The organism is Sporosarcina sp. Y352, from assembly GCF_056786535.1.
Genome location: NZ_JBXCJE010000017.1, coordinates 1 through 19,020 on the forward strand (window position 1 = coordinate 1; position 19,020 = coordinate 19,020).

Below are 19,020 nucleotides of genomic sequence, written 5' to 3' on the forward strand. Positions count from 1 at the left end.
ATCAAACTCTCCATAATAGAAGAAAATGAATAGCTCATTTCTTGCTGACTCGAATCCGAAGATTCTTGTGTGTGTTTCTTTTCGTTCGACCGAAATCGACTTACTTTGAAACGTTTTGCTCAAGTGCGTTCACACTCTCGCGATATCTCATTGATGTTTTGCTGTTCAGTTTTCAAGGTTCATTTGGCGAGGAACTGATTTGCATTCCTCTTTATTTGTTTGCCGCTTGTTTCAGTGGCAACTCTTATATCATACCAAGTTACGTCGTCCGTGTCAACAACTAATTTCAATTTCTTTTTTCAAGTTTTGACTAAACACGATGTGTCGGACTGGCAACGTTATCTAATATATCACCTGGCTACTTTTAATGCAACACTAATTTTGAATTAGTTTCATCTTTTTATCCAAATCTATAAAAAACGCTGTGTAAAAGCCCTTTAATAGGCATTACACAGCGGTTAACTCCATTTATTCTTTCGGGCGCATTTGCGGGAACAGTAAGATGTCACGAATTGATTGTGCATTTGTCAACAGCATGACAAGGCGATCCACACCGATTCCAAGTCCTCCAGTTGGCGGTAATCCATACTCAAGTGCCTCGATGAAATCCTCATCCATGTCGTGCGCTTCATCATTCCCTTGTTCCTTTTCTACAAGTTGTGATTCAAAACGTTCACGTTGATCAATCGGATCATTCAATTCTGTAAATGCATTCGCATGTTCACGTCGTACAATGAACAACTCAAAACGATCCGTAAAGCGGCTATCTTGTGCATTCTTTTTCGCAAGTGGAGAAATTTCAATAGGATGTCCATAGATAAACGTCGGTTGCACAAGTTGCTCTTCTACCTTCTGTTCGAAGAACTCATTCAACACATGTCCCACTTCCATCAATGGTTTAACTTCTACCCCGTGTTCTTTAGCTAATGAATGAGCTTCTTCTTTAGTCATCTCTTTCCAGAAATCAACACCCGTATACTCTTTTATCGCATCAGCCATATGCAGACGTTTCCATCCTGGCGCTAAATCAATCACATCTTCTCCATACTGCACTTGCATCGTGCCGAGCACATCTTGGGCGATATGAGCTACTAAGTTTTCGGTCAATTCCATGATGTCGTTATAATCCGCGTACGCTTCATATAATTCTATCATTGTAAATTCCGGATTATGGCGCGTTGAAATTCCTTCGTTACGGAATACGCGTCCTATTTCATATACCTTCTCAAGTCCACCGACAATTAGACGCTTCAAATGAAGCTCGATTGCAATCCGCATGTAAAGTGTCATGTCGAGCGTATTATGATGTGTGACGAATGGGCGTGCAGATGCTCCTCCTGCAATCGCATGTAGCATCGGTGTCTCTACTTCAAGAAAACCTTGTCCATCCAAGTAACGGCGCATCGACTGGATGATACGACTTCTTAGAATGAATGTCTCTTTACTACCTTCCGTCGCAATCAAATCCAAATAACGCTGACGGTAACGTTGTTCTATATCTTTCAACCCGTGGAATTTCTCAGGTAATGGACGCAGCGCTTTTGTAAGGAATGTGAATTCTGTCGCTTTAATAGAGAGTTCTCCAACTTTCGTCTTGAAGATTGTCCCTGTAATCCCGATAATGTCCCCAAGATCTGTACTATTGTAGAGTTTGTAAGCATCTTCACCAATCGCATCTTGTCTTACGTAGATTTGAACCTGGCCGCCAAGATCTTGCAGATTCGCAAATCCAGCTTTTCCTTTACCGCGCTTCGTCATGATACGACCTGCAATTGTTACTGTATGAGGCGTTTCATCGAGGTCTTCTTTTGAAATCTCTTCAAAACGCTCCCGGATTTCATTCGATAGATGTGTCCGCTCGAATCTTGAGCCGAATGGGTCTAGTCCACTTTCCCGTATATCTTCCATCTTTTGGCGTCTCACCAAAAGCTGATCGTTCATTTCATCCAAATGTGACATTTCTTTCACTCCTTCATCATTATCCGCTGCATAAGATAGCATGCATCTATTGTACACAATTTGCGCCACCCAAACACGTTTTACTTATTCACATCATCTAATAACACCAAGAATAACTGTTGTCTTGACGAAAAATCTCCAACTTTTAACTTATCCGTATCGAAAAAGGCTGCCACAACGCGTGACAGCCCGACTTATCCAACGCAAACAGAACTTATACTAACTGCTACTTGATCACGTTTCATCATTTCATCACCAAAGCCGTTCATAAGGTTCGTTAACTCATCAGCCGTTTTCATTGTATTGACCATGTTACGGATATTCTATTACCTATCCCGCCGACAGAACAGCTATGGTATATGGTATGTGTCATTCCCCTTCTTGCAGGAATTCATCAACTTCGTTAAGCTTCTTCCAAAGTATAACGCCTGTATCTACCATCGAATCGGCAATTAAAGGAGCTATTTCTAGAAGAGGAATTAGAACAAATGCCCGCTCATGCATTCTTGGGTGCGGTACAACCAAATTCTCCGTTTCAATATTGTCGTTATTATACAACAGAATATCAAGGTCTACAGTCCGAGGACCCCACTTGACTTCACGAACTCGGCCAAGCTCTTGTTCTATACTTTGACACACCACCAACAGTTCATGTGCTGTTAAATCTGTTTCAACACGGATAACCAGGTTAAGAAAGTCTGCCTGATTTGTATAGCCAACAGGCACTGTTTCATAAATTGACGATATCGATGTAACCGTTGTGCCATTACTTACATGAAGCGCTCGAACCGATTCTTTCAAATGATGCAGCCTATCACCGATGTTCGAACCCAAAGAGAGGTACGCAACATTCATTGAAAGTGCCCCCTCGTAATGTCTACCGATACAGATGTATAATGGCCCGGAATCGGTGGATCAGGTTTTACAAGTATCACACGAACGCCAGTCACTTTATCTGCAAACATTACCAATACCTTTGTCGCAATATTTTCTGCAACTGTTTCGATCAGTTTTACAGGTTCGCCTTCTATGATTGTTCGACACAAGCTATATACTTCAGCATAATTAACCGTTTTATCCAGATTGTCTGTCTTTCCCGCTTCCGACAAATCTGTTGCAAGCGAAACCGTCACTCGAAAACGCTGACCAAGCCTTGTCTCTTCCGGCAGTGCACCGTGATAGCCGTAAAACTCCAATTCGTTCAGATGAATATAATCCATACCGCATCCTCCTCGTATGACTGATAAAGCAATGGGGTGACCCACCTTTAAGTTAGCGTACGTACACAACTTATTTACTTCCTCAATTAAACTACATTTCTTATTTTGAAACTTTAAATCTAAGCACAGTCTTTAATTTCTCTGGTGCTGTTCTTCTAGCGTCTGTGATATAGATTTCTCTATGACTTTTTTCAATTCGGATCAAACCTTGTTCCTCGCAATACTTTTCCATTATAGAAAACGTTGCTGGTTCTTTATCGTAACTACCATGGTGCATCATCTGAACAGATAATCCATCAGAAAACGGCTCAAGTGTTGCCGCATCGACTGGTATATGTTTCTTTTTGGCCCGCACGTTTTCAACAGCCCTTTGAAAAACTTCGCTCGTCACAAAGTCAGGCTGTCTGATCATTAATTGATAAACAAAATGATTTTTATCGAGGTAATCCAATTTTCTGCCCTCTTCATCTAAATCCCAAATTCCCTCAAGCGGAAATACTGTATATTCATAGTAGTCTTTTGGTGTGTAACCACTCTTTGGCATCATTCGAATACTATAAGACAACGCATATAAAAGTTCCACGTTTGACCGGAACAAATCGCTATCTGGATGCCCTTCACCCTGTACTATGATATACAACTTTTCGATGTCATCGTAAATAGTGGGTGTCTGTTTTGGCAAATAGATTTCTTTATCCTCTTTTCGCCACTCATACTTCATCATTTAAAATGGACTCCTCCTATTGTTCGAAATCCGTTTTCCCAGTTAGCACATCCATCATTTTTGCCATACGGGCAATTTCTTTCACGTCATGCACACGCACAATATGGCAGCCATGTTCGATTCCGTAACAAACAGTTGCTCCTGTTCCTTCAAGTCGTTCCTCAACAGGTAAGCCAAGAACGCTTCCAATCAGCGATTTTCGCGATGTTCCGAGAAGTACTGGGTACCCCATCTCAGCTATTCGATCGAGCCCTTGCATTGTCCATATATTTTGAATTGCATTCCGGACAAACCCAATACCCGGATCGAGCCAGATATTATCATGCGTTACACCTGCCGCAACAGCAATCCCTACACTTTCTTTCAAATCAGCGATAACTTCATCCATAAAGTTACCTTCGTACTCCGCCTTCTCACGATTGTGCATTAGAATAATGGGCACATTATGTTTTGCTGCAACGTCTGCAATATACGGTTCGCGTTTTGCTCCCCAAATATCATTGATGATCCTTGCGCCTGCCAAGATTGCTTCTTCTGCGACGCCAGCTTTATATGTATCAATCGACACGGTGCATCCAAATTCATTCGTCAAAGCCTTGATAATTGGAACCGTTCGTTCAAGCTCTTCTTCCAATGAAATCGGAATATGTCCTGGACGAGTGGATTCACCGCCCACATCAATAATTTTTGCTCCATCTCGAAGCATTTCTTCCGCACGCTTAAGCGCAGCGTCAATGCGGCCATATTTTCCGCCATCTGAAAACGAATCGGGCGTCACATTCAAAATTCCCATGATAACCGTTTCTTTTTTAAAATCCATTTCTACATTTCCAAACTGGTATGTATCACGTGCATGAATCAATTTCATTACCGATAACCTTCTTTCATATCATCTATCGCCCGCAAGTAGTATTCATGGAGCCTTTTATAAAAACCACCCGCCGCTCCCGGAAGCTGTATTTCTTCAATCATGGATAGGGGCACGATTTCCTGCACAGCGTTCGTTACAAATACCTCGTCAGCAGATTCTACATCTTCTTTACCATAAAACCCTTCATTCACGGTGATTTCGGCAGACTTAGCACTTTCTATGATAAACGCACGTGTCGTCCCCGGGAGAATCCCCGTTTCGATAGTCGGCGTAAATAATACGCCATCCTTCAACCAGAATACATTTGACGTAACGCCTTCAGCAACATAACCTTCAGCAGTTACGAAAAGACCTTCCATCTCTTTCAACGAAGATAGCTCCAGTCTCCCCTTTACATTGTTAAGGAAGTTGTGCGACTTATGACGTACCGTACTTTCTGGATTATTACGCGGCGTCTCAAGCCAGACTGCCCTCTTCTCCGTACCTCGAACAGTCGGAACCAATTCTTTTCTAAACAAAATAACGTTCGGCATTGCATAGGAAGAAGGTGCAAGACCGATATCATGGACTCCCGCCGAGACATTTAGCCTGAAATAGCCATCACTGCCGCCATTCAGTTCATCCAGTCTACCTACAGCAGTGAGAATTTCCATTTCATCGTAAGGCATCGAAATCCGATACTCTGTGAGTGCAGCATGTAGTCTATCCATATGTTTATCATACAAGAATACATTACCCTTATACGTTCGGAACGTTTCGAAAAAGCCAGCTCCATACAGAAAACCGTGATCGAAGGGTGAAATCTTTAACTCGTCCGCTCGCAGGAATTCACCATTCATCCAACACCACATAACGAACCTCCTATCTTACTTCTCCACCATCGCTTTTGCCTGCCAAAGCGCTTTTGCCTTATTTAACGATTCTACATATTCTGCTTCCGGCACTGAATCGGCGACAAGACCTGCGCCTGCCTGGATATGTGCAATGCCGTCCTTAATATAGACAGTACGGATGACAATATTAAGTTCAAAATCACCATTAAAGCCAAACCAACCGATTGAACCCGTATACAATCCTCTTCGCGTGGGTTCTAGTTCTTCAATAATTTCCATTGTCCGGAGTTTCGGAGAACCTGTGATGGAACCCCCTGGGAATACACCTTTGACAATATCAGCATTAGATATGCCTTCTGCAGCTTTTCCTCGGACGTTCGACACGAGATGCATCACGTGTGAATATTTTTCCACGACCATGAATTCATCTGTTTCAACCGTTCCTGTTTTACAAACACGTTCAAAGTCTTCTCGTTCCAGATCTACAAGCATAATATGTTCGCCCGTCTCTTTTTTGTTCGACAATAATTCAGCATGAAGCGCAGCATCCTCAGTTTCGTCTTTCCCCCTAGGGCGCGTACCACCAATTGGACGCGTACTCATTTCATCTCCACGCTTTTTCAGCAGTAGCTCGGGTGAACCCGAGACAACGGAGAATTCCGAGGACCCGATTGAAGCCATATAAGGAGATGGATTAAATGAGCGTAGCGCTTCATACATATCAAGCGGATTTGCTGTCAGCAATTGTGATTGCCTTACCGAGAGATTGACTTGAACAACATCCCCGCTTGAAATATAATTCTGCACGTCACGAACCATCTGCGCAAATTGCGGCCCCGTAACAGAAACAGCTAGATTTTTTTCACTAATAGAGACCTCTTTAGCATCCCCTGGCGCGAAAACTTGCTTGCTTATTCCCGCTAACGCAGCGGCTACCCAGTCGGATTCTAGCTCCGAGGGTTCTAAATCACTATCTGGGAGTGTCATGAAATAAGCCATTTCATTCTTACAATCAAGAACCGCCCAGCGGTCGAACAGACAGAAGAATAAGTCGGGTGTATCCAAGTCGTCCATTGTATCGTCTGGAATATTTTCATAAGTTCGGACATAATCGTAGCTTATGAAACCTATTGCACCGCCTTGAAAATCCGGCAGTCCAGGAATAGATTCAATTTCATATGACTGAACAAACTCATTTAGTAGTTCGAGGGGATCTCCTTCTCTTACTTCCTCTGTGCCATCACGCCAAATTAGTTGTAACTTTTTCTCGTTCAATGTCCGCAATGTAACAAGAGGGTCAATTCCCGCCATACATAATGCCCCGCCCCGTCCACTTTCAAGAAGGACATGAGTGTCATGCATATGAGCCAATTCTTTATAGCCATAGAAAAATTGTTCTTTCGTCATCGACAATGTTGTATAATCGATCTTTTGTTTGTGCATCCCAGTTTCCTCCCGATAACTTTAGTAACTTCATCTTACAGGGAAAAAGCCTTTTTACGCTATAACAATTAGCGTGAATTCCTTTTTTATTCGAAGAACATCTAAAACCAATAAAATTGAAATAAAAAAGAAGGTGCATTTTAGCACCTTCTAGCTGCATTTAATTATTCTTCGTCAAATTGATAAAGTGGTGTACTTAAGTAACGTTCTCCATTAGAAGGAAGAATCGCAACGACTACCTTCCCTTTACCAAGTTTCTTCGCAACTTGTAAAGCTGCAAAGATTGCCGCTCCTGATGAAACGCCGCCCAGAATACCCTCTTCTCGAGCTGCACGTCTTGCCGTTTCATACGCTTCGTCGTTCGTCACTTGGATAATTTCGTTGTAGACTTCCGTGTCGAGAACTTTTGGAACGAATCCTGCACCAATACCTTGAATTTTATGTGGTCCCGGCTTACCGCCTGAAAGTACGGGAGAGTCTGTCGGTTCAACTGCGATAATGCTCACTTCCGGAAAACGCTCTTTCAAGACGAGACCCGCTCCTGTAATCGTACCGCCCGTTCCAATTCCAGAAATGAATGCGTCCACACGGTCTAGTGCGTCGGCAATTTCAGGACCTGTTGTTAAGCGATGTATTTCAGGGTTTGCCTCATTGTTAAATTGTTGTGGCATAAACCAACCATTTTCCTTTGCTAGTGTTTCAGCTTTTCCAATGGCGCCCTTCATTCCTTCAGCACCCGGCGTAAGTACAAGATCTGCACCATAAGCCCGAAGCAAATTGCGTCGTTCAGAACTCATCGTATCTGGCATAACGAGAACCGCTTTATAGCCTTTTGCCGCAGCGATCATTGCAAGCCCAATTCCTGTGTTTCCGCTTGTCGGTTCGATTATCGTACTTCCTTCTTTCAAATCACCCGACTTTTCAGCAGCCTCAATCATTGCAAGCGCAATACGGTCTTTGACGCTCGATCCCGGATTCATATATTCAAGTTTCAAATAAATATCCGCATCTTCTGCACCTGTCATTCTGTTCATTTTAACAAGAGGTGTTTTCCCAACTAAGTCTGCAATGGAGTTTCCAACTAATGTCATTTTTACCCTCTCCCAATCCCTACTAATTTGATATGTTTTATAATACTAATTTTACTACCATTATGTGAACATTGTCAACAATTGAACGCGCACAATATATATTCTTTTACTCCCCTTAAAGATTAACCCTCTGACAGACCAATAGTGCATAATGCCGTAACCAAGTCGAAATTCCTATCTAGAAGTTATCCTATGCCCGAAGACAAGAAAAGCTATCCGGATATGCCGATTAAAGTCGACTTCCGGACAGCTATCTATCATTTACCATAAAACCATTCCGCATCAAACTCTTCCCAGAACGCCTCCGGGTTAACCGCTTGTGGAAGTTGTTCAATTGCAAGCTCACGCCTAATATGATCTTTTACTTCTTTAAATTTAAAAGATTGCCCCTTCACTACCTCATTCACACGCAAAACCGAGTAAGTACCGTCACTCAAAGCTATTACATCACTTATCGTTCCTTCTTTCACTCCGGACACTGCTTCAACGATAGCCAAGTCAATTGAATCTGTCGAATCGTTGATATAGCCGATATCCCCACCAAGGCTTGCTGATGCAAGATCCGTCGACCGCTCTTTTGCAAGTACGTCGAAGCTTGAGCCTTTTGACAGTTCATCAATTGTCTGTTTTGCTTCGTCTTTCGTCGGAACAATAATAATAGAGGTTCGATAGGAAGTTTGGATATTATAAAGTGAACTATTTTCATCGTAATGATTCTTAATCGCATCGTCTTTCACCACAATGTCTTTCGTTAACACTTTTTCAAGGATGAGATTGGAATGGATTTTTTGACGCATCTTTTCTTCATCTTGACCTGAAATGGAACGGCCGTCAACGGAACGGATAAGCGCCATTTCAAGGTTAATCTCCTTATCGGACACTTCAATTTCATACTGATCTGCAGCCACTTCCATCACCAAGTCATTTACTAGATCTAGGAGCGTTTCGTGACCCACTTCTTTTTCCATCGCAGTCATCCACTGTTCTCTTGTAATTGGCTTACCGGAAACCGATGCCACTACTTCATCTGTTTGCTTTGATTTGTTCGGCATAAGCCAACCTACAAACCAAAAGATATTAAACAGTAATAGAATTGCAATTAGGAGAACAAGTGGTTTCGTCTTTAGTTTACGTGTCTGTGAACTTTCCGTCCCAGACTCAGGCCCTCGATTGTATTTCATCGATAAAGCCTTCCAGCTCTTCTTTTGGATACACATACGTTTCCATACAGAAATGGCAATGTGCTTCAGCTTTTCCATCCTCGTCAATCATTTCTCTGATTTCCTGCTCTCCAAGGCCAATGATTGCATTACCAAATCTGTCTTTTGAACAATTACATTCGAATGAAACATCAATTTGGTCTAGAATTTCCACATTTTCAGAACCGAGTACTTCATAAAGTATTTCCTCAGGTGTAAGACCGCGGTTGATTAATGATGAAATTGGTTCGACGTTAGCAATACGCTCTTCAAGTTGTACAATCGTTTCCTCCGATGCACCAGGCATAACCTGGATTATAAAACCGCCCGAGGCTTTAACTGTATTGTCAGGATTTACGAGAACACCTAGTCCCACTGCAGAAGGCACCTGCTCCGAAACGACAAAGTACTCCGTAAAGTCTTCAGCAATCTCGCCGGATACAATCGGAACCTGCCCTGTAAAGAAATCGCGAAGACCTAAATCTTTTACGACTGAAAGCATCCCTTCTGTTCCAACCGCACGTTTTACGTCGAGTTTACCCATTTCATTCAAGTCAAAATGCGTTTGTGGGTTCGATGCATATCCCCGAACTTCGCCATGTGCATTTGCATCGATAACCATTGAACCAATTGGACCATTGCCGTCAATTTTAATTGTCAGTTTATCTTCGCCCTTTGACATGGCACCCATCATAACAGTCGCCGTCATTGAACGCCCAAGAGCTGCCGTCGCTGTCGGCCACATGCTGTGGCGGCGTTGTACTTCAGACACCGTTTCTGTTGAGCGTACCGCATACGCGCGGATTGTCCCTTCAAATGCAAGTGCTTTTACTAAGTAATCTTTCATTTAAAATATCTACTCCTTCTACATGTTTCTTTCGTATATTAGATGAAGCCCCTTTAGCGTCAGAAAGTTGTCAACAATATCAATAACTGTCGTCTCACTTGCAATAAGATCTGCAAGCCCTCCCGTAGCAATGACGGTAGGTTCTTCCTTACTCTGTGCTTTCATACGGGCAACAATACCATCAACTTGTCCAACATATCCATAAACAATTCCAGCCTGCATAGCGGCTACAGTGTTTTTCCCTACAACATGCTCTGGCTTCGTGAGCTCGATACGAGGCAATTTAGATGCCCGGTCGAACAATGCTTCCAATGAAATTCCGATACCTGGCGCAATTGCCCCACCCATATACTCGCCTTTTTCATTTACATAACAATAGGTCGTTGCCGTCCCAAAATCGACAATAATCAGCGGAGTTCCATATTCATGAATTGCTGCAACCGCATTGACAATCCGGTCTGCACCAACTTCACGCGGATTTTCGTACTTGATATTCAATCCAGTTTTGAGACCTGGTCCAACTATTAGTGGTTTTTGATTGAAGTATTTTCTGCACATTTGCTCCAATGGAAACATAACAGGCGGGACGACCGATGAAATGATAATGCCACGTACATCGTCAAAAGTTAGTCCGACATGTGAAAACATCGACTTTACTTGCATCGCATATTCATCTTCCGTCTTATGTCGATAAGTTTCCATACGCCAATGATGTTTAAGTTCTCCTTGTTCATAGACACCAAGGACAATATTTGTATTTCCTGTATCCAGCACTAGAATCATATTGGTTCCCCCGCTAACTTCGTCATTTTCCAACATATCATACCACATACCAAGCTATGAACAAAAGCAGAAGTGGCTTGAATGGCGACACATTGAACAGGGTCACATTGAGGATGGGTGCAAGTTTAATTCTTCCCATACAGTAAAGTATCGGACATAAAGACATTATTTTGCAACAAAAAAGCTGACTGTTTCAAAAGAAACAGTCAGCTTTCATAATTTTTAATCTCTGCGTTCTTCTTCGATTGGCCTAAGAGGTTGTTCGCCATCGGATTCTTTTCGTAAATCAACGATTGACGGATCCGTAGGTGCTCCAGTCGAATCAGAAATGACTACGTCATCTCCACTTTCTACTGCATCGATACTCTTCGGTTTATCATCTAAATTATCCAAGCCATAACGGCCATATGGACGATCTGGCAGTGTACCATGATCTTTTAGATGATTAATTTGCTCTGCATCAAGTGTTTCGACTTCTAGAAGCGTCGTTGCAATTAAATCAAGCAAGTCGCGTTGTCCAGATAGAATTTCATGTGTACGAGCGTATTGTTCTTTGATAATACGTTGCATTTCTTGGTCGATTTCATATGCAATCGATTCGGAATAATTTTGTTCAGAGTTGAAGTCACGACCAAGGAATACTTGCCCTTGAGACTGACCAAACTGCATCGGTCCTAGCTTATCGCTCATTCCGTACTCAGTTACCATCGAACGCGCGATGCCAGTTGCACGCTGGAAGTCGTTGTGAGCCCCAGTTGAAACTTCACCGAGGACAATTTCCTCTGCAACTCGACCACCCAGAAGCCCTGATATTTTATCGAGAAGTTCGGGCTTCGTCATGAAGTAACGGTCTTCTTTTGGAAGCATAACGGCGTAGCCGCCTGCCTGACCACGAGGAACAATTGTTACTTTATGAACGATTTCAGCGTCATCGAGCATTAGCCCAACAACAACGTGACCCGCTTCATGGAATGCTACAATATCACGTTCTTTTTTCGATATGACGCGGCTCGTCTTCGCAGGACCTGCAATAACTCGGTCAGTTGCTTCGTCGATGTCAGACATATCGATTTTCGTTTTGTCACGTCTTGCAGCCACAAGCGCTGCTTCGTTCAATAGGTTTTCAAGGTCTGCTCCCGAGAAACCAGGTGTACGTTGTGCAAGTGCCTTCAAGTTGACAGTGTCATCAAGTGGCTTATTGCGCGCATGGACTTTTAGAACTGCTTCTCTTCCTTTTACATCCGGGCGACCAACTGTGATTTGACGGTCGAAACGTCCTGGACGAAGAAGTGCAGGGTCAAGGATATCCGGTCGGTTTGTCGCCGCAACTATGATAACCCCTTCGTTCTCACCGAACCCATCCATTTCAACAAGAAGCTGATTCAGTGTTTGTTCACGTTCATCGTGTCCACCGCCGAGGCCTGCGCCACGTTGACGGCCGACCGCATCGATTTCATCGATGAAAATAATACATGGTGCATTCTTTTTAGCATTTTCGAAAAGGTCACGTACACGTGATGCCCCGACCCCAACGAACATTTCCACAAAATCAGAACCTGAGATTGAGAAGAACGGAACTCCCGCTTCGCCTGCAACCGCACGTGCCAATAGCGTTTTACCTGTACCAGGAGGTCCAACTAACAGGATTCCTCTAGGTATGCGTGCTCCGACTTCGACGAATTTAGTCGAATCTTTCAGGAAGTCTACAACTTCCACAAGCTCCGCTTTCTCTTCGTCCGCTCCTGCAACATCAGTGAAGCGAACTTTTTTGCGATCGTCTGTATGAAGCTTCGCTTTACTCTTGCCGAAGTTCATAACACGGCCACCGCCGCCGCCTCCACCTTGCGCCTGGTTTAACAGGAAGAAGAATAGAATGAAGATGATGATGAACGGTAAAAGACCGGTAAAGAAAGAAACCCATGCGCTTGCTACAGGAGTAGGCAAGATATCAATTTCAGTATTGGTTTTCGTAGCAAGTGAACGGATGTCATCTTGTATAGCAGCATCGTTCAGAACATTTGTTACGAATTCTTCACCTTCTTCATACCCATCCATTTTACCCCTCACTTCAAGGACGAGCTGGACTGGCTGTAAACTTACTGTTTCCACTTTACCCTCTTCCAAAGCAGTTATAAATTCATCGTAACGAATCTCTTTCTGTTTTGGGTTTGTGTTGTTTAGTGAACTGAATATCCCCATTATCGCAAGAAATATCAGTCCGTATAATAGAAAGTATCGAAGTATTCGATTCATCCCAAGCCTCCTCATTTCATTAGACAGAAAACTAGTGTAAATCTTATCATAGGTATGATTCACCTACAAAGGAAATGCCTTAGCTAAATGAATTTTTCGCAAACTCATTTAAGAAATACTTACCACTCTCTTAAAATGAGTAAATTTCCTTTTTCAGCACACCAATGTAAGGTAAGTTTCTGTATTTCTCCATATAATCAAGTCCATACCCGACTACAAACGCATCCGGTACGATGAAACCAACGTAATCCGCTTTTAAATCTACTTTCCGGCCAGTCGGTTTATCAAGAAGTGTGACAATTTTAATAGAATTTGCTTTGCGGTATTTCATCAATTCTACGAGGTAGCTTAACGTCTTCCCACTGTCGATAATGTCTTCAATGATAAGTACATCGCGCCCTTCGACACTTGTATTCAAATCCTTAACAATTTTAACTTCACCGGACGAAACTGTTGCATTGCCGTAACTGGAGACATCCATAAAATCGAGTTCAATATAAGCATCAATGCGCTTAATAAGATCACTCATGAAAGGCAAGCCGCCTTTTAGAACGCCAATTGCAAGAACGAACTTATCTTGGTACTCTTCAGTAAGTACTTCACCAAGCTCACGGATTTTCCCTTGGATTTCATCTTCTGTAATCAGTATTTCCTCGATATCTTTTGCCAACATCGGAATTCCCCCTCTTTCATACATATCAATTATAACTTCCTTGTACTAACTATGTATTTACTACGATCTGTTTGTTTTCTCGAAAATGCCACTCCATATCTTAAGCCCGGAACCGCACACACTTCACCTTGTGCTGTAATGAGTACCGGCAATTGGTTGCGCGAAGTCATAGCAACCTTCGAATCGATAAACAACCTGGATAAGCGTTTCGGATGTGACATTCCGGGTAACAAAATCCGATCCCCATCTTCTCTGTTCCTAATTCCCAGAGGCAATGCAGAATGAGGCAGATCAAAATACATGATATCATCTGCATCCGTGAATAATTGTGCTGCGGGATTATCCACATCAGTCCAATAAAGCTGTACGTCATTTCCCCAACTGATCCAACTATCTTTCGGCAATCGTTTTTGCCCAGAGATTTCCTCGTTTGCTGTGTCTCGAACGAACGTCAACACCCCATACTCCCGAATGAATCGGTAACCGCGCGGAAGGTCAATGGAGACATTTCCATTCTGTGAAGCCAGATGATGCAGTAGTTGGTTAATGAGCGCGAAATTATATTTTACGGGCACAAATTCCCCATTGTAAACATACTTCAATAGTAGTGTAATCATCCGTCTTTGTAAAGCTTGATGCATGTTAGAGAAAGCATTTCCATCGACGCTAGGCAAGCCCGCTTCTGTGAATTTAATAATTCCATCCAAACGGTCTTTCGCCATTATTTCAAGCAACTCTTCATCTTGCTGAAGCCAACCTGACATTCTCACTGCATTTTCCGCAACTGCCGGGTTTTCATCTTGAAGGAAGGGGATGATTCGGTGACGGAAACGGTTACGCTGGTAGGCGTCACTTTCATTACTCGGGTCTTCACGGAACTGTAAGTTGTTTTCAGCAGCGTATGAATAGAGATCCGCTTTCATGACAGGAAGAAATGGTCGAATAAGTTGACCCCCATCCACTGCACGTTTAACGGGGATACCTGAAGGCATACTGCCTTTTGTCACTTGCATCAATACCGTTTCCAACTGGTCTTCTGCATGGTGCGCTGTTGCCAAGACAGGATAACCATGTTTTTGCATGATATCTGCAAAAAAAGCATATCTTCCATCACGGCAGACAGCTTGCACATTCCCGCCGTCTCTCTCTATAATTTCAGGCACCGGAACACTTCCACCAAAAAACGGTACTCCGTATGATTCACATAATTCTTTCACAAAGGTACCGTCTGCCTCCGATTCTTCTCCACGCAATTTATGATCTACGTGAATTGCGGCGATTTCAATACCCATTCGTTCCTGATTGGAGACCATGAAGTGTAGTAGCGCCACTGAATCGACCCCCCCTGAACAAGCGACAAGAATACGGTCATTCGGGGAAATTAGCAACCAATCCTTGACGAAACGAAAAATTTTCTGTCCCAATGTATCCATTGCCCGACTTCCTCCTATAGTGACTTACTCTTAATCAAATTTTATCATAAAACTTCTAAAGGGGCTTCAATTTAGGGTCCCCTCACTCCCTTAAAGATTCTTCAAATCGCCTTTTCCCGGGAAATAATTTGCGAGTACGGTGTAAAACTTGACCACTTCGGCAATACATGATCGATTTTCATAACTAACACTGTACGGTCGTCACCCATTACACCAAACTTCCGCTCCATCTCATGCATAACTCGATCGGCGATTTTGTCGCATTCGTAACCTCCGTATTTTTCAAGGCTGTTATACAGCGACTCCTCTTGTTTTTCAATTGGAATATCACCGTTAAAAATGCCGTCCGTTAACATTAGTATAATATCACCCGACTTTAACTCTTCATTCTTCGCCTCAATAGAAAAGGATGGGAGAAAACCAACGGGCACAGATTTGCTGTCCAACCTTAAAAAGTCCTCCCCCCGTTTAATATACGTACTCATCGACCCGGCTTTCCAAGACCAAATACGACCGTCCTGTAAATCAATAAGAGCAAGATCTAGTGTTGCATACATATCATCAAGTCCGTTCAGGGACATCATATAGTGAAGCGTATGCATGGCCGTTTCAGGATCCATTTTCCTATCAAGACACTCCCGCATCAGACGGATTACTTTTCGACTCTCATGATAGGCATTCAAATCCTGTCCCATCCCATCCGACAACAGGACTGCAGTTAGTCCTTCATGTATTGGGAACACTTCATAGGCATCTCCTGCTCGGAATGTTTCACCACCCGCCGTCGCGACAACGCCATAGTCCAGTGAAAAGCGAACTGCAGAGCCGAACGTCAGTTGAATATGCGGAAATGGTTCTTGCAGTACGAGAGATTTTGCGACCCGGAAAGGCTCGTCATACATTTCTTCTAGAACAGGTAGGATTAACCTTTCTGCCACCGTAGTATCTGTTTCGAAGTCGGATCTTTTCTCCGGGATACAACAGATGATGCGACGCGCTCCCCTTTCTCCTGACAACATATCAATCTGAAAGAATTCGATGTCTTTTTCTAGCAGACGTTTTGCTAACTCTTCTTCAGCTGGTTTATAAACAGATAAATCCTCTTTAACTTCATTCATTATTTTATCGAGATGAGTACTCATATCCCGTAACTGGAGAGCTAGCATTTTTCGTCCGTGTTGAAGTTGCCCTGTCAATAAACTTGAAGCTGCTGTTTCTTCAAGTTCTGCCACAAGTCCGTTAAAACGAATACACTTGTATTTTATTTTTTCTTCCACGCGGTGCCGCTTCGCTTTTTTCGTCATGGAATAGGTCATTTCCCATTCATTAATCAGTCCTCCCATATCATTGTCTCCACTATCCCAACACTTTGAGTACCTAAAACAAGACTGACAGATTTTCGGTATGACTTGTTGAGGCACCATATTCGAATTACTCTGCGGAGAAAACCGGTCGCTAACGAGTGCCGACATGAATTCGGAGAACTGTTGGAAGTCAGATAACTGTTCATCTAGTCTTTCCGCTAGCCATTTCTGTCGCTTTTCAGTCACATCCGTGTTTTCCGGATGAAATACACGCCGAATTGTCTCAAGTTTTTTTGTTGGGAAAAACAAAAAAAGAACAGTAGCTACGCCGATTGTCACAAAATGAGATTTATCAAGAGGCAACGTCAGATCATACATAAGGAAGAATAGTGATACCGCAATCCCCCCCACTGCAATACCCATTTTTTTAAAGCGTCGTAATGCACCTGCAAAAAAGCCCGTCATCCCATAGACCGCCATCATTCCGGTAAACGATAATTCTGCTATCCCAACGATTGCAGCGATTATCATCGCGACTGTTGTTGAAAATGGAAGTCCCCCCACTAGTGCTGCTAGTAAGATTGCAAGATGGATAAGTGTTCCTGAAACCGATACAGATCCCAACATAATCCCACTCATACCAGTTGTAGCCATCGCTCCGATAAGGCAAGCCGCCCCAAGCCGCTCAGGTGTCCACTTTCCAAAAAAGATTCGATCAGCAGGCGGGAAAGCAACAAAAAGGAAAAACGTCATAAATAAAGCAAGAACTGCTTCAAAACCTATATATAGTTGAACATTGACTGGGGGTTGTCCGGCATGCATAACAAACTGCCATATCACCTGTACGATGATGATGCATCCGGCTACCGTGAAAGGTACCGATTTTCGTAACAATGGATACTTAATGACTGCGTTGAACAAAGCAAGCATCAGTAGATGAATGACAGCTTGTCCAAGACCTAGAAAAGCACTCCCTAGCATTCCACCGATAAATACCCATATCAGATGCTTCCTAAAGCGCGCCCGTGCCAATGCCCAAACCGGCAAGAAAAAAGGAACAGCCGCGTCGAACAAAACAGCTTGTGCCAAGAAAAAGGATCCAAATAAGAATAGGCTTGCAACTAAAATATGCATTTTTCGTTTCCCAATCATTTCGAGATACATGCCAATCGGATGGCCCACAGGACGCATTACGCTATCGATTAGTTTCATTTCCCATTCCCCCTATGTCTACTATGCCTTGAGTATACATAGGCGTTTGCCAGGAAATTGTCTGTTCATGACAAGAAGAAAATAAAATGTTTCGACTCATTCCGAACTGTTTTTTCTTTTTTCCTTCGAAGTAGGTTGACACTGGCGCGGTTCGATTGTATTATAAATATTGTTGTTCTTATGAGCAGAAACAAGTTCTTTTGCAAATAAGGTTAAGGCGGCGTAGCTCAGCTGGCTAGAGCGTACGGTTCATACCCGTGAGGTCGGGGGTTCGATCCCCTCTGCCGCCATAAATGAGTTACAAAAAATGGTCGTTTATATGCGAAAATCATCATACGATTAAAAAAACAGTCTAAGTTCGCTATATCGTGTCACGAGCAGCAAATGATTTAAACTTGCTAGACGATAGGTTGTAAAAGAGCAGTCCCAGTGTCGTTTGCTAACGACGCTGGGACTGCTCTTATATTTTTAGGTCAAACAAGAAGAGGAGCTATTATTGACGAGCCATGACAATTTGTCAGACTACCGCAATTATCCTAGTTAGAATTATGACAGTCTCTTAGACATTACATCTTAAAATCCAAAAAACGGCGGTCAAGAGTAATAACCCTTGGCCACCGTTTTTCTTTATACTATCGTACATTTTTTCATGAATTGAAACAGCTAGCAAGTTACCCTCTGCTTGCGCCACGGCCACCGCGTTTCGACTCTGTCGCTCTCTTAAGTGTTGAGAGGCGCTCCTCGCTATCTTTCATGAACTTTGCCATCTTTTGTTCAAAGTTCTCCGGACGATCAGGAGCAGGTCGACCACCTTGACGCGGACGTTGCGGACGCTGAGGACGTTCTGGACGCTGCTCAGATTCAGGCTTCGCTTTTCTAATCGACAACCCGATTTTACCATCTGCACCGACATTCATCACTTTTACTTCAACCATGTCACCGACTTTAAAATGATCATTGATGTCCTTGACATAATTGTCCGCTACTTCACTTATATGGACCAGGCCTGTAGAGCCATTCGGTAGCTCGACAAATGCCCCGAAGTTTGTGATCCCTGTTACTTTACCCTCTAGCTTGCTGCCTACTTCAATTGACATAAAAAAAATGCTCCTCCTTAAAATTTAAGCGGGCCCCACGCTGGAAGCCTTGCAACCATATTAATCAGTCCTGCAAAT

16 protein-coding genes and 1 tRNA gene are annotated in these 19,020 nt (G+C 43.0%); 1 reads left to right on the forward strand and 16 read right to left on the reverse strand.

The genetic code is table 11. The features are described 5' to 3' along the window. Positions 1-468: 468 nt before the first annotated feature. The 15 genes from lysS to AC1TO6_RS19035 all read right to left on the reverse strand — a co-directional run bounded on the left by lysS (position 469) and on the right by AC1TO6_RS19035 (position 17,845). Positions 469-1,959 carry a lysine--tRNA ligase gene (gene lysS / locus AC1TO6_RS18965; protein ID WP_482103241.1) on the reverse strand — a complete coding sequence of 497 codons (1,491 nt, stop codon included), beginning with the start codon at positions 1,957-1,959 and terminating at the stop codon, positions 469-471. A gap of 369 nt (positions 1,960-2,328) precedes the next feature. Further along, complete coding sequence (folK, locus tag AC1TO6_RS18970; RefSeq protein ID WP_482103190.1) at positions 2,329-2,814, reverse strand: 2-amino-4-hydroxy-6-hydroxymethyldihydropteridine diphosphokinase; 486 nt, start codon at positions 2,812-2,814, stop codon at positions 2,329-2,331. Next, the gene (gene folB, locus AC1TO6_RS18975; RefSeq protein WP_482103191.1) at positions 2,811-3,179 is read right to left on the reverse strand and encodes a dihydroneopterin aldolase; all 369 of its coding nucleotides are present in this window, start codon (positions 3,177-3,179) and stop codon (positions 2,811-2,813) included. The genes folK and folB overlap by 4 nt, the downstream gene beginning before the upstream one ends. Positions 3,180-3,279: 100 nt before the next feature. Further along, the gene (locus tag AC1TO6_RS18980; RefSeq protein WP_482103192.1) at positions 3,280-3,903 is read right to left on the reverse strand and encodes a GyrI-like domain-containing protein; all 624 of its coding nucleotides are present in this window, start codon (positions 3,901-3,903) and stop codon (positions 3,280-3,282) included. A 16-nt stretch (positions 3,904-3,919) separates the two neighbouring features. Then, positions 3,920-4,771 carry a dihydropteroate synthase gene (gene folP, locus AC1TO6_RS18985; RefSeq protein WP_482103193.1) on the reverse strand — a complete coding sequence of 284 codons (852 nt, stop codon included), beginning with the start codon at positions 4,769-4,771 and terminating at the stop codon, positions 3,920-3,922. Then, positions 4,771-5,625 (reverse strand): aminodeoxychorismate lyase, encoded by an 855-nt coding sequence (gene pabC, locus AC1TO6_RS18990; RefSeq protein WP_482103194.1) that lies wholly within the window; start codon positions 5,623-5,625, stop codon positions 4,771-4,773. The genes folP and pabC overlap by 1 nt, the downstream gene beginning before the upstream one ends. A gap of 15 nt (positions 5,626-5,640) precedes the next feature. Next, positions 5,641-7,050 carry an anthranilate synthase component I family protein gene (locus tag AC1TO6_RS18995; protein WP_482103195.1) on the reverse strand — a complete coding sequence of 470 codons (1,410 nt, stop codon included), beginning with the start codon at positions 7,048-7,050 and terminating at the stop codon, positions 5,641-5,643. Positions 7,051-7,214: 164 nt separating this feature from the next. Beyond that, entirely contained in the window at positions 7,215-8,141 is a 927-nt protein-coding gene (gene cysK, locus AC1TO6_RS19000; RefSeq protein WP_482103196.1) for a cysteine synthase A, read from the reverse strand. Positions 8,142-8,398: 257 nt separating this feature from the next. Continuing rightward, positions 8,399-9,322 (reverse strand): peptidyl-prolyl cis-trans isomerase, encoded by a 924-nt coding sequence (locus AC1TO6_RS19005; protein WP_482103197.1) that lies wholly within the window; start codon positions 9,320-9,322, stop codon positions 8,399-8,401. Continuing rightward, positions 9,300-10,187: an Hsp33 family molecular chaperone HslO gene (gene hslO / locus AC1TO6_RS19010; protein ID WP_482103198.1), complete on the reverse strand. Its 888-nt coding sequence runs from the start codon at positions 10,185-10,187 to the stop codon at positions 9,300-9,302. Before hslO ends, AC1TO6_RS19005 begins: the two co-directional genes overlap by 23 nt. A gap of 18 nt (positions 10,188-10,205) precedes the next feature. Beyond that, positions 10,206-10,970, reverse strand: a complete 765-nt coding sequence (locus tag AC1TO6_RS19015; protein WP_482103199.1) for a type III pantothenate kinase — start codon at positions 10,968-10,970, stop codon at positions 10,206-10,208. 222 nt (positions 10,971-11,192) lie between these two features. Beyond that, a complete protein-coding gene (gene ftsH, locus AC1TO6_RS19020) occupies positions 11,193-13,223 on the reverse strand; it encodes an ATP-dependent zinc metalloprotease FtsH (protein WP_482103200.1) in 2,031 nt (676 codons plus the stop codon). A 130-nt stretch (positions 13,224-13,353) separates the two neighbouring features. Then, the gene (gene hpt, locus AC1TO6_RS19025; RefSeq protein WP_482103201.1) at positions 13,354-13,896 is read right to left on the reverse strand and encodes a hypoxanthine phosphoribosyltransferase; all 543 of its coding nucleotides are present in this window, start codon (positions 13,894-13,896) and stop codon (positions 13,354-13,356) included. Between the two features lie 29 nt (positions 13,897-13,925). Further along, entirely contained in the window at positions 13,926-15,329 is a 1,404-nt protein-coding gene (gene tilS / locus AC1TO6_RS19030; RefSeq protein WP_482103202.1) for a tRNA lysidine(34) synthetase TilS, read from the reverse strand. Between the two features lie 101 nt (positions 15,330-15,430). Continuing rightward, positions 15,431-17,845: a SpoIIE family protein phosphatase gene (locus tag AC1TO6_RS19035; RefSeq protein ID WP_482103203.1), complete on the reverse strand. Its 2,415-nt coding sequence runs from the start codon at positions 17,843-17,845 to the stop codon at positions 15,431-15,433. A 216-nt stretch (positions 17,846-18,061) separates the two neighbouring features. Between AC1TO6_RS19035 and AC1TO6_RS19040 the strand changes: the two genes are divergently transcribed. Further along, positions 18,062-18,135 (forward strand) — tRNA-Met (locus tag AC1TO6_RS19040). A 381-nt stretch (positions 18,136-18,516) separates the two neighbouring features. Here the strand turns inward: AC1TO6_RS19040 and AC1TO6_RS19045 are convergent. After that, the gene (locus AC1TO6_RS19045) at positions 18,517-18,942 is read right to left on the reverse strand and encodes a S1 domain-containing RNA-binding protein (protein WP_179393599.1); all 426 of its coding nucleotides are present in this window, start codon (positions 18,940-18,942) and stop codon (positions 18,517-18,519) included. Positions 18,943-19,020 lie beyond the last annotated feature (78 nt).

Excerpts from the sequence above, each read along its gene's own strand:
- pabC (WP_482103194.1), bottom strand. The coding sequence starts at position 5,625 with ATGTGGTGTTGGATGAATGGTGAATTCCTGCGAGCGGACGAGTTAAAG.
- AC1TO6_RS19045 (WP_179393599.1), bottom strand. The coding sequence starts at position 18,942 with ATGTCAATTGAAGTAGGCAGCAAGCTAGAGGGTAAAGTAACAGGGATC.
- AC1TO6_RS18980 (WP_482103192.1), bottom strand. The coding sequence starts at position 3,903 with ATGATGAAGTATGAGTGGCGAAAAGAGGATAAAGAAATCTATTTGCCA.
- folB (WP_482103191.1), bottom strand. The coding sequence starts at position 3,179 with ATGGATTATATTCATCTGAACGAATTGGAGTTTTACGGCTATCACGGT.
- tilS (WP_482103202.1), bottom strand. The coding sequence starts at position 15,329 with ATGGATACATTGGGACAGAAAATTTTTCGTTTCGTCAAGGATTGGTTG.
- AC1TO6_RS18995 (WP_482103195.1), bottom strand. The coding sequence starts at position 7,050 with ATGCACAAACAAAAGATCGATTATACAACATTGTCGATGACGAAAGAA.
- folK (WP_482103190.1), bottom strand. The coding sequence starts at position 2,814 with ATGAATGTTGCGTACCTCTCTTTGGGTTCGAACATCGGTGATAGGCTG.
- hpt (WP_482103201.1), bottom strand. The coding sequence starts at position 13,896 with ATGTTGGCAAAAGATATCGAGGAAATACTGATTACAGAAGATGAAATC.
- AC1TO6_RS19015 (WP_482103199.1), bottom strand. The coding sequence starts at position 10,970 with ATGATTCTAGTGCTGGATACAGGAAATACAAATATTGTCCTTGGTGTC.
- AC1TO6_RS19005 (WP_482103197.1), bottom strand. The coding sequence starts at position 9,322 with ATGAAATACAATCGAGGGCCTGAGTCTGGGACGGAAAGTTCACAGACA.
- hslO (WP_482103198.1), bottom strand. The coding sequence starts at position 10,187 with ATGAAAGATTACTTAGTAAAAGCACTTGCATTTGAAGGGACAATCCGC.
- lysS (WP_482103241.1), bottom strand. The coding sequence starts at position 1,959 with ATGTCACATTTGGATGAAATGAACGATCAGCTTTTGGTGAGACGCCAA.
- cysK (WP_482103196.1), bottom strand. The coding sequence starts at position 8,141 with ATGACATTAGTTGGAAACTCCATTGCAGACTTAGTTGGGAAAACACCT.
- AC1TO6_RS19035 (WP_482103203.1), bottom strand. The coding sequence starts at position 17,845 with ATGAAACTAATCGATAGCGTAATGCGTCCTGTGGGCCATCCGATTGGC.
- folP (WP_482103193.1), bottom strand. The coding sequence starts at position 4,771 with ATGAAATTGATTCATGCACGTGATACATACCAGTTTGGAAATGTAGAA.
- ftsH (WP_482103200.1), bottom strand. The coding sequence starts at position 13,223 with ATGAATCGAATACTTCGATACTTTCTATTATACGGACTGATATTTCTT.